General features: G+C 74.0%; 11 protein-coding genes. All 11 read left to right on the plus strand.

The window, feature by feature from the left end; all coding sequences use genetic code 11:
* Positions 1–4265 (plus strand): non-ribosomal peptide synthetase (locus FHS37_RS34760; protein WP_184828661.1); only part of this gene is annotated, 4265 nt, incomplete at its 5' end.
* Positions 4266–4340: 75 nt separating this feature from the next.
* Positions 4341–5018 carry an FMN-binding negative transcriptional regulator gene (locus tag FHS37_RS34765; protein WP_184828663.1) on the plus strand — a complete coding sequence of 226 codons (678 nt, stop codon included), beginning with the start codon at positions 4341–4343 and terminating at the stop codon, positions 5016–5018.
* A 169-nt stretch (positions 5019–5187) separates the two neighbouring features.
* Positions 5188–6504: a lysine N(6)-hydroxylase/L-ornithine N(5)-oxygenase family protein gene (locus FHS37_RS34770; RefSeq protein WP_184828665.1), complete on the plus strand. Its 1317-nt coding sequence runs from the start codon at positions 5188–5190 to the stop codon at positions 6502–6504.
* 39 nt (positions 6505–6543) lie between these two features.
* Positions 6544–6759 carry an MbtH family protein gene (locus FHS37_RS34775; RefSeq protein WP_184828667.1) on the plus strand — a complete coding sequence of 72 codons (216 nt, stop codon included), beginning with the start codon at positions 6544–6546 and terminating at the stop codon, positions 6757–6759.
* Between the two features lie 220 nt (positions 6760–6979).
* Positions 6980–7807: a dimethylarginine dimethylaminohydrolase family protein gene (locus FHS37_RS34780; RefSeq protein ID WP_184828669.1), complete on the plus strand. Its 828-nt coding sequence runs from the start codon at positions 6980–6982 to the stop codon at positions 7805–7807.
* Positions 7808–7978: 171 nt separating this feature from the next.
* A complete protein-coding gene (locus tag FHS37_RS34785; RefSeq protein ID WP_184828671.1) occupies positions 7979–8443 on the plus strand; it encodes a hypothetical protein in 465 nt (154 codons plus the stop codon).
* On the plus strand, positions 8440–9684 hold the full coding sequence (locus FHS37_RS34790; RefSeq protein WP_184828672.1) for a cytochrome P450 family protein: 1245 nt from the start codon (positions 8440–8442) through the stop codon (positions 9682–9684). Before FHS37_RS34785 ends, FHS37_RS34790 begins: the two co-directional genes overlap by 4 nt.
* A gap of 259 nt (positions 9685–9943) precedes the next feature.
* Positions 9944–10594: an AAA family ATPase gene (locus FHS37_RS34795; protein WP_184828674.1), complete on the plus strand. Its 651-nt coding sequence runs from the start codon at positions 9944–9946 to the stop codon at positions 10592–10594.
* 61 nt (positions 10595–10655) lie between these two features.
* Positions 10656–11684 (plus strand): N-acetyl-gamma-glutamyl-phosphate reductase, encoded by a 1029-nt coding sequence (gene argC, locus FHS37_RS34800; RefSeq protein WP_184828676.1) that lies wholly within the window; start codon positions 10656–10658, stop codon positions 11682–11684.
* Positions 11681–12832 carry a bifunctional glutamate N-acetyltransferase/amino-acid acetyltransferase ArgJ gene (gene argJ, locus FHS37_RS34805; protein WP_184828678.1) on the plus strand — a complete coding sequence of 384 codons (1152 nt, stop codon included), beginning with the start codon at positions 11681–11683 and terminating at the stop codon, positions 12830–12832. Before argC ends, argJ begins: the two co-directional genes overlap by 4 nt.
* Positions 12829–13908 carry an acetylglutamate kinase gene (gene argB / locus FHS37_RS34810; RefSeq protein ID WP_184828680.1) on the plus strand — a complete coding sequence of 360 codons (1080 nt, stop codon included), beginning with the start codon at positions 12829–12831 and terminating at the stop codon, positions 13906–13908. Before argJ ends, argB begins: the two co-directional genes overlap by 4 nt.
* Positions 13909–13977: the final 69 nt, after the last annotated feature.

A 13977-nucleotide genomic window follows, 5' to 3' on the forward strand; every position in this document is an offset into this window, starting at 1 on the left:
CGTACCCGTCCTCGGGACAGATCGGCTTCAACTACCTGGGCCGGTTCTCCGCCGCCGACATGCCCGAGCACCTGCGCGGACTCGGCTTCACCCAGATCACCGGCCTGGACCTCGCGGCCGACCTGGACGCCGACATGCCCGCCATGTCCACCCTGGAGATCAACTCCGCGGTCGTCGACACCGACCGGGGCCCCCGGCTCGACGCGGTCGTCGCCTTCCCCGAAGGCGTCCTGACCCGCGCCGAGGCCGAGGAGCTCACCGGCCTCTGGTTCGAGGCGCTCACCGCGCTCGCCCGGCACGCCGAGGCCCCCGGCGCGGGCGGCCGCACCCCCTCCGACCTGCCGCTGGTCGACGTCACCCAGAGCGACATCGAACGCTGGGAGCAGCAGTACCCCGGCCTCTCCGACGTCTGGCCGCTCACCGCCCTGCAGTCCGGGCTGCTCTTCCAGTCCCAGCTGCACGACGACGACGCCGTCGACGCCTACCAGATGCAGATCGCCTTCCACGTCACCGGCGAGGTCGACCCGGCCAGGATGCGGGCCGCCGCCCAGGCGCTGCTCGACCGCTACGCCAACCTGCGCACCGCGTTCGTGCACGACTCCGCGGGCCGCCAGGTGCAGCTCGTCGTCGACGGCATCGACGTCCCCTGGCAGCAGACCGACCTCAGCCACCTGCCGGAGGACGAGCGCGAGGCCGCCCTCGAGGCCTTCCTCGCCGAGGACCACCACCACCACTTCGACCCGCTCGTCCCGCCGCTGCTGCGGTTCGCCCTGCTCAAGCTGGGCCCCGAGCGTCACGAACTGGTGCTGACCGCCCACCACGTCCTGTTCGACGGCTGGTCGTTCCCGATCGTCATGACCGACCTGCTGCGCCTGTACGGCTCGGCCGGCGACGCCTCGGTGCTGCCCCGCACCCGCGGCTACCGCGACTTCCTGGTCTGGCTCTCGCAGCAGGACGAGAGCGAGACGGTCCGGGCCTGGGCGAACGAGCTCGACGGCGTCGACGAGCCCACCCTGGTGGTGCGGGGCGACGCCCGCACCCACGCCGGCGACGACGGCGACACCTCCGCCGCCGGCCAGGTCGACGTGGTGCTCCCCGCCGACGAGGCACGCCTGCTCAACCGGCGCGCCTCCGAACTCGGCGTCACCGTCAACACCCTGCTGCAGGGCGCCTGGGCGGTGCTGCTCGGCGAACTCACCGGCCGCACCGACGTGGTGTTCGGGGCCACCGTCTCCGGACGGCCGCCGGCCGTCACCGACGTCGACTCCATGGTCGGCCTGTTCATCAACACCCTGCCGGTGCGGGCCCGCTACAGCCCCGGCGACAGCCTGGCCGACATGCTGAAGCGGCTGCAGGGCGGCCAGGCCGCGCTGCTCGACCACCACCACCACTCGCTGGCCGAGATCCACCGCGCCACCGGCATGAGCACCCTCTTCGACACCCTGGTCGTCTTCGAGTCCTACCCGGTGGACCAGGAGGGCCTCAGCGAGGCCAACACCGCCGGCGGGATCTCCTTCAGCGGCATCCGGCCGTTCTCCGGCACCCACTACCCGCTGACCCTGATGGCCGACGCCGACCCGCACCTCAGGCTCGCCCTGCAGTACAAGGAGAGCGCCTTCGACCGGGCCACCGTCGAGTCGCTCGCCGACAGCCTGCAGCGCGTCCTGCGGCAGCTGGCCGAGGACCCCGGCCGCCCCATCGGCCAGGTGGAGGTCCTCCGGGCCGCCGAACGCGACCGGCTGCTGCACCAGTTCAACCACGCCGACACCCCCGCGCCGGAGGTGACCCTGCCCGAGCTGTTCGCCCAGCAGGTCGCCGCCACCCCCGACGCCGAGGCCGTCACCTGTGACGGCACCACGCTCACCTACCGGGAACTGGACGCCCGCGCCGACCGGCTCGCCCGCGAGCTGGCCGCCCGCGGCGTCGGACCGGAGACCGTGGTCGCGGTCGCCCTGCCCCGGTCGGCGGACCTGGTCGCCGGGCTCCTGGGCGTACTGAAGGCGGGCGGCGCGTACCTGCCGGTCGACCCGAAGTACCCCAGCCACCGCCTGGCGCACATCCTCGAGGAGGCCGCACCGGCCCTGGTCCTCACCGACACCGGGACCCGGTCCGTGCTGCCGTCCGCCGAGGTGCCGCACCTGTACCTGGACACCCTCGGCGAGACTCCGCCGGACGCCCCGCGGGCGCCCGCGCTGCGGCCCGGCAACCTGGCGTACGTCATGTACACCTCGGGCTCCACCGGGAAGCCGAAGGGCGTGGCCATCACCCACAGCAACGTCGTCAACGGCGTACTGCGGCTGGCCACCCGGATCGGCGCCGCCCCCGGCCGCCGGATGCTCGCCGGCACCTCGGTGAACTTCGACGTCTCCGCGTTCGAGATCTTCACCACGCTGTGCACCGGCGGCACCGTCGAGGTCGTCCGCGACGTCCTCGCACTCGCCGAACGGGACGGCTGGGACGGCGACGTCATCTCCACCGTGCCCTCGGTGTTCGCCGAGATCCTCGACCAGATCGCCTCCACCACCCGCCCCGACACCCTGGTCTTCGCCGGCGAGGCACTGCCCGCGGGCCTGGTCCGCCAGATCCGCGAGACCTTCCCCGGCGTCAGGATGGTCAACGCCTACGGACAGAGCGAGTCCTTCTACGCCACCACCTTCACCGTCCCCGACACCACGGCGGGCGACGCCTGGGACGGCTCGGGCAGCGCCCCCATCGGCTCCCCGCTCGGCCACGTCCGCGCCTACGTGCTGGGCCCCGGGCTCTCCCCGGTGCCGGTCGGCGTGGTCGGCGAGCTGTACATCGCCGGTGACGTCGGCCGCGGCTACCAGGGCCGGGCCGACCTGACCGCCGAACGGTTCGTCGCCGGACCCTTCGGCGCGGCCGGCGAGCGGATGTACCGCACCGGCGACCTGGCCCGCTGGAACAGCGACGGGCAGCTGGAGTACGTCGGCCGCGGCGACTCCCAGGTCAAGATCCGCGGCTTCCGCATCGAACCCGGAGAGGTCGAGGCCGCGCTCACCGCCCACCCCGGCGTCGCCCAGGCCGCCGTCGTCGCCCTGGAACGGCGCGGCGCGGGCAGACAGCTGGTCGCCTACGTGGTCGGCGAACGGGACGCGGCGCCCGACGCGGCGCAGTTGACGGAGTTCGCCACCGAGAAGCTGCCCGCCTTCATGGTCCCGGCCGCCTTCGTGGTCCTGGACCGGCTCCCGCTCACCCCCAACGGCAAGCTCGACCGGGCCGCGCTGCCCGTACCGGAGTTCGCCGGACAGGAGTACCGGGCGCCGCGCACCGAAACCGAGGAGGTCCTCACCCGGCTCTACGCCGACGTCCTCGGCCTGGAGGAGGTCGGCATCGACGACGACTTCTTCGCCCTCGGCGGGCACTCCCTGCTCGCCGCCCGCCTGGGCAGCCGCATCCGCGACCGCTTCGGGGCACCGCTGCCGATGCGGGCCCTGTTCCAGGCGCCCACCGTCGCCGAACTCGCCGGCCACGTCGAGCAGGCGCTGCGAACGGCCCGGGACGCCTCGCGGACGGGCGGGGACGACCCGTTCGCCCGGGTGCTGCCGCTGCGCACCGGCGGCGACAAGGAGCCGCTGTGGTGGATGCACCTGGCCGGCGGCCTCGCCTGGCCGTACCTCAACTACAGCGCCCACCTGCCCGCCGACCGCCCCTCCTACGGGCTGCAGGCCCGCGGCCTGGACGGCACCGGGGAACTGCCGGACCGGCTGGAAACCCTGGTGGACGACTACGTGCGCGAGATACGGTCGCACCAGCCCGAAGGCCCCTACCACCTGGTCGGCTGGTCCTTCGGCGGCGCGGTCGCCCACGCGGTCGCCGCCGCCCTCACGGAGCAGGGGCACCGGGTCGCCCTGCTCGCCCTGCTCGACACCGCCCCCGGCGGGCACTTCGCGAACGACCCGGACCTCGAGCTCGGCCAGGTACGCGCCCTGCTCAGGGACCACGCCGGCGAACTCGTCGGCGACGGCGAGGAACAACTGCTCGCCACCGCCTCCCGGCTCCTGGTCAACAACGTGGAGATGCTCAAGCGGTTCCGGACGCCGGTGTACCGCGGGGACGTGCTGTTCTTCAACGCCACCCACAACCCCGAGGCGCCCTACACCCGCCAGTGGGAGCCGTACGTCACCGGCACCCTGACCGTCCACGACGTCCCCAGCACCCACCACGAGATCTGCGCGCCGCAGCACGCGGCCGCCGTCGCCGGGGAGATCGCCCGCGCGCTCGGCGCACGGCGCCGGTCCTCCTGACCACCCGTCGGGGAGCGCGGCACGCTCCCCGACGGGTCGCCCCGCCCCGCCCTTCACCCGAGGATGTGCACCCGCATGTTCGTACCCGCCCCCTACCGCCGGCCCGACGGTTCCTGGATGACCGACCTGCTCACCGGGAACCCCCTCGCCCTGATGACCTCCAACGGACCCTCGGGGCACGACCCGTACGCCACGCACCTGCCCGTCATCCCCGACCCGGACATGCCGGGCGAGTGGTCCGAGGACCTGGCCGGCGGCCTGCTGCTCGGCCACATGAACCGGGCCAACCCGCACTGGAGGGCCCTCGCCGACGGCGACCCGGTGCTCCTGGTCTTCACCGGCCCGCACGCGTACGTCTCACCCACCGTCTACGGCGTCACGCCCGCCGCGCCCACCTGGGACTTCACCGCCGTCCACGTCCACGGGCGGCTGCACAAGCTGGAACCGGAGGAACCCGGCGACGCCACCCTGGCGGTGGTCAGAGCCACCGTGAGCGCCTTCGAGGGACGGTTCGGCGACGGCTGGGACATGACCGACTCGCTGGACTACTTCCACAAGATCCTGCCCGCCGTGGGGGGCTTCCGGATCGAGGTCACCGGCGCCGAGGGCATGTTCAAGCTCAGCCAGGAGCAGGACCCCCACGTCAGCGCCCGGGTGCGCGACTCCTTCGCCGCCTCCGGCTCCACCCGGCACCGCGAGACCGCCGCCCTCATGGACCGCCTGCCGGCCCGGGGCTGCCCGCACGCCGCCTGACGCACGCCCGCGCACCCTCGATTCCGAGATCTGAATTCCCGGCATTGCACAGGAATTGACGGACCGTCATCGGAGGACGTAATTTCTTGACCGCGCCGGGAAAATCAGACGAGAATCGTCAGCAGGAATTCGCGAAAAACCACCGGACGTCATCGACGGGAGATATCGCATGGGAACCAAGGCTGAGATCTACGACGTGGTGGGCGTCGGATTCGGACCGTCCAACCTGGCGCTGGCCGTGGCGCTCGAGGAGCACGAGAGCACCAGGAACGGGAACCCGCTGAAAGCGGCGTTCTTCGAGAAGCAGCCGGAGCTCGGCTGGCACCGCAACATGCTGCTGCCGTCGGCGAAGATGCAGATCTCCTTCCTCAAGGACCTGGCCACCTTCCGCAACCCGGCCTCCCGTTTCAGCTTCGTCTCCTATCTGCACGCGGCCGGCCGCCTCGCCCAGTTCGTCAACAACCAGGATTTCTTCCCGACCCGCCAGGAATTCCACGACTACCTCGAATGGGCCGAGTCGCATTTCTCCGACCGGGTTTCCTACAGCTCCGAGGTGCTCTCGGTGAAGCTTCCCTCCGGCCCGGGCCGCTCCCCGGCCGGGCACGTGGAGGTCGAGGTGCGCGACCAGCGGCTCGGCGGCCGCACCCGGCTGGTCAAAGCCCGCAACCTGGTGGTCTCCACCGGGCTGGTGCCGAGGATGCCCACCGGCGTCGAACGCGACAAACGGGTCTGGCACAGCTCGGAGTTCCTCGCCAAGTTCCGCGCCCTGGACCCGGCGCAGGTCAAACGGGTCGCCGTGGTGGGCGCCGGCCAGAGCGCCGCCGAGATCGTCCGCTTCTTCTACGACGAGCTGCCCGGGGCCACGGTCTCGGCGGTCATGCCGTCCTACGGCTACTCGATCGCCGACGACACCCCCTTCGCCAACCGCATCTTCGACGCCGACGCGGTCGACGACTACTACGGGGGCACCCAGCGGGCCAAGGACTCCTTCTGGCGCTACCACCGCAACACCAACTACGGCGTGGTGGACGACGAGGTGATCCGCGACCTGCACCAGCGCGCCTACGACGACGAGGTGCGCGGCACCCCCCGGCTGGACTTCCGCAACCTGTCCCGGGTGGACAGCGTGAAGCAGACCGGCGACGACGTCCGGATCACGATGCACTCGGTGCGCGACGACTCGACCCACCAGCTCGACGTCGACGTCCTGGTCTTCGCGACCGGCTACGACTCCATGGAGCCCTCCGGGCTCCTTGGCGACCTGGAGCCCCACTGCCTCCGTGACGAGCAGGGCCGGCTGCGCGTACAGCGCGACTACCGGCTCCTCACCGGCACCGAGGTGAACTGCGGCGTCTACCTGCAGGGAGGGACCGAGCACACCCACGGCCTGGCCTCCTCCCTCCTGTCCAACATCGCGGTCAGGAGCGGGGAGATCGCCGACTCGATCGCGGAGAGGAGGAGCTCCCGGCAGTACGACGCGGCGTGAACCCACGCCGCACGGTTTCTGGAGAGATGGAGTTTGCCCATGAACACCAACCCGTTCGACGACACCGACGGCCGGTTCTACGTCCTGGTGAACGAGGAGGAGCAGTACTCGCTCTGGCCCACCTTCACCGACGTGCCCGCCGGCTGGCGTGTCGCGTACGGCGAGGAAGGCCGCAAGGAGTGCCTGGAGTACGTCGAGCAGCACTGGACCGACATGCGGCCCAAGAGCCTGCGGGAGACCGCCGGCGCGAAGTGACCCCTCCCCCCGGTGCGGACGGCACGGACCGTCCGTACGGCGGGAGCCACCCCGAACGCACGACAGGAGCGACGAGGAGATGACGAGCGTGGGCCCGTACCGGCCGACGACGTCCGGAACGGGCCCGGCGCTCGGCTCCCCGCCCCTGACCCGCACCCCCGAGAACTCCGCAGTTCCCCCCGCACCGCCCCGCCATCCGCCCACCCCTCCCGGAGCCGTCATGACGTCCGTACCGGTGCACGACCGCAGGGCCACCCGCCGCCACTACCTGATGTGCCGCCCCGACCACCTCGGCGACGGCCGCACCCCCGGCCCCGGGACGGACCGGGCCAAGCCGGTCGACCCCGAACTGGCGCTGCTCCAGTGGGAGGACCTGTACTACCTCTACCTGGAGCTCGGCCACCGGGTGGACCTGGTCGCCCCGGTGCCCGGAGCGCCGCGGATGGTCCTCCTCGCGCACGGCGCCACCGTGATCGACGGCAAGGTGCTCGGGACCCGCTTCCGCGACCCCGCGCGGGCCGCCGGGGCGCCCACCCACCTGACCTGGTTCCGGGCCAACTGCTTTCCCGCGGTCCGCGAGGCGGACCACCCCGGCGAGGGCGAGGGCGACTTCGCGGTCACCGCCGACTGGATCCTGGCCGGCCACGCACCGGGGCCCGTCCCCGAGGGACACCGCGAGGCCCAGGAGTTCTTCGGCCGGCCGGTGATCTCCCTGGAGCTGGCCGACCCCCGCTTCCCCCGCCTGGACACCGCGCTGTGCGTGCTCGGCGGCGACGAGATCGTGTACCACCCGCAGGCCTTCACCCCCGCCGCCCGCGCGGTGCTCCTCCGGCTCTTCCCCCACGCACTGACCGCCGGCCGCGACGACGCGGAGGCGCTCGGCCTGAACGCGGTCTGCGACGGCCTGAACGTGGTGCTGCCCGAGTCCGCCCAGCGGCTCGCCGCGCAACTGCGCGCACGCGGCCTGCGCCCCCACACCCTCGACGTGTCGGAACTGCGCAAGGCCGGCGGCGGCATCAAGAGCTGCACCCAGGAACTGCGCTTCTGACCAGCACGCTCCGGCCGCGGCCCGGCCGGGAAGCACGGACCGCGGCGCCACCCGCACGCCGCCCGTGCCCGCGGGCGCCCGTCCCACCACCCCCGGGACGGGCGCCCGCGCACGCCCGTGTTCAACTGCTCAGCCTTGTGACGGCGTCACCGTGACAGCAGGCTGACGCCCATGGACCTGACCCCCTACCTCGACTCCCTGCGGCGCGAGCTGGCCACGGCCGCCCGCGCGGGGGGCGAGGACGCCGAGGCGTGCGCCGGCCGGCTGCTCGCGGCACTGGAACCGGCCACCCGGCTCACCCTGCTGCGCCTGCTCTCGGACGCGGCCGGGGAGATCAGCCGGGACCTCGCGCCCGGCACGGTGGAGGTGTTCCTGCACGGCACCGAACCCCGGTTCGCCGTCACCCGCCCCGACGCCCGGGACCTGCCCCCCGCGCCGCCCCGGGACGCGGACCCGCACCCGGTGGCGAGGGTCAGCCTGCGCCTGCCCGAGCCACTCAAGACCCGGGCCGAACAGGCCGCCGCCCGGCAGGGGAGCTCGCTCAACGCCTGGCTGGTCCGCCTGGCCCGCACCCACCTGGAGCGGCCCGCCCCGGCCCCCGCCCTCATCCGTTCCACCGCCCAAGGAGAGCCATGACCGTCATCGCGCCGGAGACCGTCGAGCTGACCTCCGAGCTGATCAGCGACCCCGAGCGCGGCTACACCGCGCTGCGCCGCCAGGCCCCGCTGGTGCGGGTGACCCTGCCGGGCATCGAGACACCGGTCTGGCTGATCACCCGCTACGAGGACGCCCGCGCCGCGCTCGCCGACCCACGCTTCGTCCGCGACCAGGCCAAGGTCCCCGGGTACGTGCAGGACGGGCCGAGCATCGCCCAGCAGATGATCGACGCCTACGGGCTGCCCGCCGAGTACCGCGACTACCTGGGCATCATGGTCCTCGTCGACGGCGCCGAGCACGCCAGACTGCGCGCCCTGGTCACCAAGTCCTTCACCGCCCGCCGGATCAACGCGCTCCGGCCGCGCCTGGAGCGGATCACCGCGGACCTGATCGCGCCGCTCGCCGCCCGGCGGGAGGCCGAACTCCTCGAGGACGTCGGCTATCCGCTGGCGTCCACCGTGATCTGCGCGCTGATCGGCGTCGACGAGCCCGACGTGGCGGACATGCGCACCTGGATCCGCGAGTACGCCTCCGGCGACCCCGAGCTGTTCGTGCCCGCCCTGCGCAACATGGTCGAGTACGCCAAGGGCCTGATCGCCCGCCGCCGCGTGCAGCCCGCCGACGACCTGGTCTCCGCCTGGATCGCCTCCGGCGACGAGGCGGACGGCGGCCTGACCGAGACCGAGATGGTCGCCCTGGTGCTGCTGCTCGTGAACACCGGCATCACCCCGCCCGCCCTGTTCATCGCGTCCTCCGTCCTGGCCCTCCTGGACCACCCCGACCAGCTGGCGCGGCTGCGCGCCGAACCGGGGCTGATCACCCGCGCGGTGCCCGAGCTGCTCCGCTTCACCTCACCGGTCCCGATGGGCGCGCCGCTGTACGCCACCGAGGACCTGGAGTTCGCCGGGATGCCGGTCCGCAAGGGCGAGGCGGTCACCAGCGCCCTGCTCGCCGCCAACCACGACCCGGAGGAGTTCGCCGCCCCCGAGGAGCTCGACATCACCCGCGAACTCGGGCGCGGGGTCGGCCACGTCGCCTTCGGCCACGGCGCGCACTACTGCATCGGGGCCGCGCTCGCGCGGCTGGAGGCCGAGGTCGTCCTCGACCAGCTCCTCGTGAAGCGTCCCGACCTGACCCTCGGGGTCGCCCGCGACGAGCTGGAGTACTTCGACCTGCCCGGCGAGGGCCGCCACCTGCGCGCCCTGCCCGTCCGCCTCTGATCCCCTCCCCGCCGAACCGGCCCGCACGGCGTCCCCCGCCGTGCGGGTCTTCGCGCTGCCCCGGGCCGGGACCCGAGCGGGCCGGACCGGGATCCCGGCGGGCCGGACGGAGGCCACAGCTCCGGTACAGCGTCCCTTGAACACCCCTGTAGTTCCGCTCGAGTCCTGCGGTACAACCGAACGGACGCCCCGGGGAGGCCCCGCCCCCCGCCCCTCACCCCGCCCCGGCCGCAGCGGCCGCCGGGGACAGCCGTCCGCCGTGACCGCCGCCCCGGTCCGCACCGGTGGCCGGTCCCCGCGCCGCCCCGCCCGCCGCCCCGCGCCGCCCGACTGGGAGGACTCGCCCGTGCCCGAGACCGTGCTGCCCGAGGCACCCCCCGCTCCCGCCGCCCGCCCCCCGGCCGGGGCCTTCGCGCCCCTCCCGGACGGCGCGGGCCCCGGCCCGCTCCTGGTGCTGCTGCTCGGCCCCGCCGGCAGCGGCAAGAGCACCGCGGCGGCCGCCTGGCCGGAGGCGGACGTGGTGACCCCCGGTGCCGTCCCGGGCCCGGCCGCCTGGTGGCCGTCGCCCGGCGCCACGCCCCTGCGGGAGCTGCACGCCCTGGTCACCGAGGTGGAGGGGCGCCTGGCCCGGGGCCGGACCTGCGTCGTGGACGCGGCGCTGACCGAGGGCGCCGACCGGGCGCGGCTGCTGGCCGTCGCCGAGCGGTACGGCGCTTTGCCGGTGGCCCTGGTGATGGGCACCCCGCTGGGGCTCTGCCTGGAACGCAACGCGGCGCGTCCGCCGCACCGCAGGCTCCCCGGGGGCACCGTGCGCGCACAGTACGCCCGCACCCGGGACGCCGTGCCCGGCCTGCGCGCCGAGGGATTCGCCCGGGTCGAGATCCTGCACGGCGGCTCCGCACACGGTTGAACGCTTGGGCGGCCCGCCCCTCCTGACGGACAGTCGTGCCGTCGCCGACCAGGAGGGGAACATGACAGTGCGGGTAGCGGTCGCCGGTGCCAGCGGCTACGCGGGAGGTGAGCTGCTGCGCCTGCTGCTCGGTCACCCCGGCGTGGAGATCGGCGCGCTGACCGGCAACTCCAGTGCGGGAGCACGCCTCGGCACGCTCCAGCCCCAGCTGGTCCCGCTCGCCGGACGGGAGGTGGCACCCACCACCGCCGGCGAACTGGCCGGACACGACGTGGTCTTCCTGGCGCTGCCGCACGGGCGGTCCGCCGCCCTGGCCCGCGAGCTGGGCCCGGACGTGCTGGTGGTGGACTGCGGCGCGGACTTCCGGCTGCGTGACGCGGCCGACTGGGAGAAGTTCTACGGCTCCCCCCACCCGGGCACCTGGCCCTACGGCCTGCCCGAACTCCCCGGCGCCCGGGCCGCGCTGGCCACCGCCACCCGGATCGCGGTGCCCGGCTGCTACCCGACCGCCGTCGCCCTCACCCTCTTCCCCGCCTACGCCGCCCGGCTGGCCGGGCCCGAGGCCGTGGTGGTCGCCGCCTCCGGCACCTCCGGGGCCGGCCGCACCCCGCGCCCGCACCTGCTGGGCAGCGAGGTGATGGGGTCGATGACCCCGTACGGCGTGGGCGGCGGCCACCGGCACACCCCGGAGATCGCGCAGAGCCTGAGCCAGGTGGCCGGGGAGCGGGTCACCGTCTCCTTCACCCCCACGCTCGCCCCGATGTCCCGGGGCATCCTCGCCACCTGCTCCGCCCCGGCCCTGCCGGGCGTGAGCGCCGAGGACGTCCGCACCGCCTACGCCAAGGCCTACGCCGACGAGCCGTTCGTCCGCCTGCTGCCCGAGGGGCAGTGGCCCGCCACCGCCGCCGTGCGCGGCGCCAACACCGCGCTGGTCCAGGTCGCCCTGGACGAGACGGCCGGCCGGATCGTCGCCGTCGGCGCCATCGACAACCTCACCAAGGGCACCGCGGGCGGCGCGGTGCAGAGCATGAACCTCGCCCTCGGACTGCCCGAGTCCACCGGGCTTCCCACGATCGGAGTCGCACCGTGAGCGTCACAGCAGCACGAGGGTTCACCGCGGCGGGCGTCGCCGCCGGGATCAAGGGCGACGGCAGGCCGGACCTGGCCCTGGTGGTCAACACCGGCCCGTGCCGCGCCGCCGCGGGCGTCTTCACCTCCAACCGGGTCAAGGCCGCACCCGTGCGCTGGTCCCGGCGGGTCCTGGCGGACGGCAGGCTGACCGCGGTGGTCCTCAACTCCGGCGGCGCCAACGCCTGCACCGGCCCGGCCGGGGAGCGCGACACCCGGACCACCGCCGAGCACACCGCGCGGCTGCTCGGCGTCGACCCCGACGAGGTGGCCGTCGCCTCCACCGGCCTGATCGGCGTACCGCTGCCGATGGACAGGCTGCTGCCCGGGGTGGACAGCGCGGTCGCCGCGCTCGGCCCGGACGGCGGCAAGGCGGCCGCCGTCGCCATCAAGACCACCGACACCGTGCACAAGACGGCGGTGCTGCGGAAGGACGGCTGGACCCTGGGCGGCATGGCCAAGGGCGCGGGCATGCTCGCCCCCGGCCTGGCCACCATGCTGGTCGTGCTCACCACCGACGCCGTCGTCGAGGCCGGCGAGCTGGACCGGGCGCTGCGCGCCGCCACCCGCACCACCTTCGACCGGGTCGACTCCGACGGCTGCATGTCCACCAACGACACCGTCCTGCTGCTCTCCTCCGGAGCCTCCGGCACCGTCCCCGACCCCGGCGAGTTCTCCGCGGCCGTCCGCACCGTCTGCGCCGACCTGGCCCGCCAGCTGATCGGCGACGCCGAGGGCGCCACCAAGGACATCCGGATCGAGGTCGTCGGCGCCGCCACCGAGGACGACGCGGTCGAGGTCGGCCGCGCCGTGGCCCGCAACAACCTGCTCAAGTGCGCCCTGCACGGCGAGGACCCCAACTGGGGCCGGGTGCTCTCCGCGATCGGCACCACCTCGGCCGCCTTCGACCCCGACCGGCTGAACGTCGCCATGAACGGGGTGTGGGTCTGCAAGGACGGCTCCATCGGCGAGGACCGCTCCCGGGCCGACCTGAGCGGCCGGGAGATCCACATCACCGCCGACCTCGCCACCGGCGCAGAGTCCGCCGTGATCTGGGCCAACGACCTGACCGCCGAGTACGTCCACGAGAACAGCGAGTACTCCTCATGACCGTACTGAGCCCCCTGACCCCCACCGGCCTGGCCGCGGCCCGCAAGCACACCGCGCTGCCCAAGGCCGACGCCCTGGTCGAGGCGCTGCCGTGGCTGGCCCGGCACCGCGGCCGCACCGTGGTCGTCAAGTTCGGCGGCAACGCCATGGTCGACGACCGGCTCAAGGCGTCCTTCGCCGAGGACGTCCTCTTCCTGTACCACGCGGGGCTGCGCCCGGTGGTGGTGCACGGCGGCGGCCCGCAGATCAGCCGCCAGCTCGACCGGCTCGGCCTGGAGTCCCGGTTCACCGCCGGCCTGCGGGTCACCTGCGACGAGACCATGGACGTCGTGCGGATGGTGCTGGCCGGCCAGGTGCAGCGCGAACTGGTCGGCCTGCTCAACCGGCACGGCCCGCACGCGGTCGGTCTGACCGGCGAGGACGCCCGGCTGATGACGGCGGGCAAGGCGTACGCGCGGGTCGACGGCGAGCAGGTGGACATCGGCCGGGTCGGCGAGATCACCGAGGTGGACGCCGGGGTGGTACGGGCCCTGCTCGACGACGGGCGCATCCCCGTGGTCTCCTCCATAGCCCGCAGCGGTGAGCCCTCCGACGCGGAGGGCGGGGGCGTCTTCAACGTCAACGCCGACACCGCCGCCGCGGCGCTGGCCACCGCGCTGGACGCCGAGATCCTGATGTTCCTCACCGACGTCGAGGGCCTCTACCGGGACTGGCCGCACAGCGACGAGGTGATCTCCCGGCTCACCGTCACCGAACTCGCCGCGCTCCTGCCCGGCCTGGCCAGCGGGATGATCCCCAAGATGCGCGGGTGCCTGGACGCGGTGGCCGGCGGGGTGCGCAGCGCCCGGGTCATCGACGGCCGGGTCCGGCACGCGGTCCTGCTGGAGATCCTCGCCGACGACGGCATCGGCACCATGGTCGTCCCCGACGACCCCGCGCCCGCCCGCCCCCGCCCCGCCGCGGACGCCCCCTGCGCGGACGCCCCTGCCCCGGACGCCCCCGCCCCGGCCGCCCCGGGCACGGGTCCGGGCGGCGAGGGCGGTACGGCCGTGATGCGGCGGGAGGCGGCGGCATGAGCGCGCCGTCCTCCCCGAAGGACACGGTCCGCGGGCCGTCGGCGCCCGGGCCCGTGCCCCCGCTGACGG

This window comes from Streptomyces griseomycini (assembly GCF_014203535.1).
In the GTDB taxonomy this organism is placed as follows: domain Bacteria; phylum Actinomycetota; class Actinomycetes; order Streptomycetales; family Streptomycetaceae; genus Streptomyces; species Streptomyces griseomycini.